This window comes from Helicobacter pylori (genome assembly GCF_002832345.1).
Classification (GTDB): Bacteria; Campylobacterota; Campylobacteria; order Campylobacterales; family Helicobacteraceae; genus Helicobacter; species Helicobacter pylori_CP.
The window spans coordinates 1-2,756 of sequence record NZ_PHLZ01000048.1 but is presented as its reverse complement, the minus strand read 5'-3'; the positions used below and the strand labels follow the sequence as shown (position 1 = coordinate 2,756).

At 36.9% G+C, this 2,756-nt stretch carries 2 protein-coding genes and 2 pseudogenes; 2 read left to right on the top strand and 2 right to left on the bottom strand.

Going from position 1 to position 2,756, the window contains the following annotated elements; genetic code table 11:
- Positions 1-188, top strand: a pseudogene (locus tag CXY28_RS09070) (hypothetical protein); the annotation flags it as partial.
- Here the strand turns inward: CXY28_RS09070 and CXY28_RS08500 are convergent.
- Positions 120-302: pseudogene (locus tag CXY28_RS08500) on the bottom strand (AAA family ATPase); the annotation flags it as partial. The pseudogenes CXY28_RS09070 and CXY28_RS08500 overlap by 69 nt on opposite strands.
- Positions 303-347: 45 nt before the next feature.
- The gene (locus CXY28_RS08495; protein ID WP_100980485.1) at positions 348-1,640 is read right to left on the bottom strand and encodes a DUF2130 domain-containing protein; all 1,293 of its coding nucleotides are present in this window, start codon (positions 1,638-1,640) and stop codon (positions 348-350) included.
- A gap of 159 nt (positions 1,641-1,799) precedes the next feature.
- On the opposite strand from CXY28_RS08495, the gene CXY28_RS08490 reads away from it, so the two are divergent.
- Positions 1,800-2,111 carry a hypothetical protein gene (locus CXY28_RS08490; RefSeq protein WP_100965168.1) on the top strand — a complete coding sequence of 104 codons (312 nt, stop codon included), beginning with the start codon at positions 1,800-1,802 and terminating at the stop codon, positions 2,109-2,111.
- Positions 2,112-2,756 lie beyond the last annotated feature (645 nt).

Sequence of the window (2,756 nt, the reverse complement as noted above, 5' to 3'; positions counted from 1 at the left end):
GGAATGCGTTGGAGCTCAAACTCTGTAAAATCCCTACTATAGGGACACAGAGTGAGAACCAAACTCTCCCTACGGGCAACATCAGCCTAGGAAGCCCAATCGTCTTTAGCGGTTGGGCACTTCACAAAACTAGAAGTGGTTGTCTTACCACTCCCATTAGCCCCATAAATAAAGTTGATAGAATTTAAATCTTTAAAACTCGCCCCATTTTCATCAAAAGTTGCCACCTTTTTTAATGAGATCTGAGAAATCCCACTGCTTATATTCTGCTGTTGTTTGTCTTTATCGCCCTTACTATTCACACTCACTCCTAATCCACAATATTATCTCAAAGCACACTACAAAAACTAATCTTCTAAATCTTCCTCATCATACCCAAGCTCTAGCGCTTTCACTTGCCCTATCGCATTACCCACAATGCCCTTGATAGAGCCATACATGTTAATCGTGCCCTCAAACACTTTTTCCATTTGTTTTTCCCTGCTTTTCCAAATCCTAGCCATCGCGCGTTTTTCGCTTTCTAAATCCGCTCTCAATTGCTCAAACCCCTCTATAATCGCATTCACTTGCATAGAAAATTCAGAGCTTGTCAAATAATGATAGAGCAGATTCACTTTATCGCCCTTATTTTCCTGACTTTTTTTAGCCAAACCCACTTGAATAACCCCCTCTCTTAACACCGCACTCAACCCCTTAAACTCTTCAAACGAACACACCCACACCCCCTCAAATAACCCCATTCTCTCCATCTCTTTAGGCAGCGCTTCACTCACAATGACCCCCACATCAGCCCCAATCTCTCGCATGTCGCTTTTAAGCTTTTCAACCCAAGCTTTTTGGAATTCTTTCGTGCGTTTGCTCTCATAATAAATTTTCCCGCAATTTTGAAATTCCCTGGTATGCACCACTTGAATGCAATCGCCCCCTCTTTGCCCTTTTTTGATTTCTTCAATGCAATCTAAGGGGAATTTTTGCCTCAAAAACTCTTCAATCGCCAATTCTTGCACCTCGCCCTGGAATTGCTGCGAGCTTAACTCCGCCTTTCTTTGAGCGTTTTTCAACTCGTTTCTTAACATTTCTAATTGCTCTTCTTGCTGCTTGAATTTTAATTCATTTTTTTCATGCAAGGCTTTTTCTATTTTTTCCCTTTCTAAATCCAATTTTTCATTCAATTTTTTTTCATTTTCCGCTTTCAATCGGCTCTCTGCTTCGTTATTTTCTCTTTTGAGCCTTTCAATTTCCGCTTCTTTTTGGTGCAATTCTTGGACTTGTTTGGACTTCTCGTCTAATTCTTTTTGCAACAATTCCAAGCCCTTTTGCTGCTCTAAAAAAGCGTTTTTTCTGGCTTCTTCAATGATCTTAGCCCTTTCATCTTGCAAAACTAGTGCACTCGCTTGTTTGACCGCCTCATCAAATTTGGCCTGTTGCTCTTTCTCTCGCTCTTTTAGGGCCTCTTCTTTTTGCTCCAAATTTTTGAAATAGCTTTGATACTGCGCTCTTTTTTCATTCACCTCTTTTTCAAACTCTTTTTGCTGGGCTAAAAACCGGCTTTGATTTTCTAGCTCAATCTGTTTGTATAGCGCTTCACTCACATTAATTGGCTCTTGACACTTGGGGCATGTGATTTGATTTTCTTGCATGGTTTTCCTTTAAGATTTGGTTTTTTATATTTTATAATAGAATGGGATCAATTTAACTTAAGCAGGTTTTATCCAATAAGTTCAGTAAAATAGGGCTTTAAACAAGGCAAAAAATGCCTTTCGCATAAAAACTACATTATAGATGAGGAAAATGAAGCAATTGAGATAATGATTGATCAGTTGCAAGTTGTCCCAAAAGCGCAAGTTTTAGAGAACAATACGATGGGAAGAAGTCTTGCATTAGCATTACAAAAGGCGTCTATCCCAAGACCCATATCGGTGCATAGAGTGCCACTCATCAATCATTTTTTAGAACAAGTTATTTTACAAAGCCAATCTGATGAAAACAAAAGTATAAAACCAATTGCTTTTGGAAGTGTTATCAAACTCAACCCACATAATGAAAATCCCCTATTACAACCCCACAGTGCATTTATTGCGCCCAATTCCATTATTCAGGCATGCGCCTAGTTGCCCCCTATGAAAAACGATTCTATTATTTTTGAGTTATTGCATTGCATTGGTTTTCAAGCACGCAATTTTGAATACCAACAACTTGTTCAATTAGATCCGAAAGAAATTAAACCCCAAATCCTTGAGCGTTTAAAACTCTAAAATACAGGGTGTTAAAAAATCAAAAATAATCCCCCACCCCCTTATGCATTTCACAAAAAATAAAACTTAACACGCAAAAAAATCCAAAACAACCAACAAACAAGCAAGAAATAAAGGATAAGATAAAGATAAGGCTTAAAAAAATAAAACCCAACGACCAAACCCCCTTAAAAATAACAAACCCACTAAACATTAAGAAGCAAGAAAAACTAAAAACATGAAACCAAACATTAAAGCATAAGAATTAAAACGCAATAAGTAAGGAATAAGAAATTAAAACCCAAGAAGTAACAAGTAAAACTCCAACACAACAACCACAAACCATAAGCAGTAAAAAACAAAAACAAGCGATTAAAATCAAACAAGCAAGAAATAAGATCTAAGAAACCAACACAAGCAAACTAAACACATTAAACATTAAATATAAAGACACTAACAACTAAAAATATAAGCATTAAGAAATAACAAACAATAAGCAAGCAAATATTAAAAACAATCAAG

Excerpts from the sequence above, each read along its gene's own strand:
- CXY28_RS08495 (WP_100980485.1), bottom strand. The coding sequence starts at position 1,640 with ATGCAAGAAAATCAAATCACATGCCCCAAGTGTCAAGAGCCAATTAAT.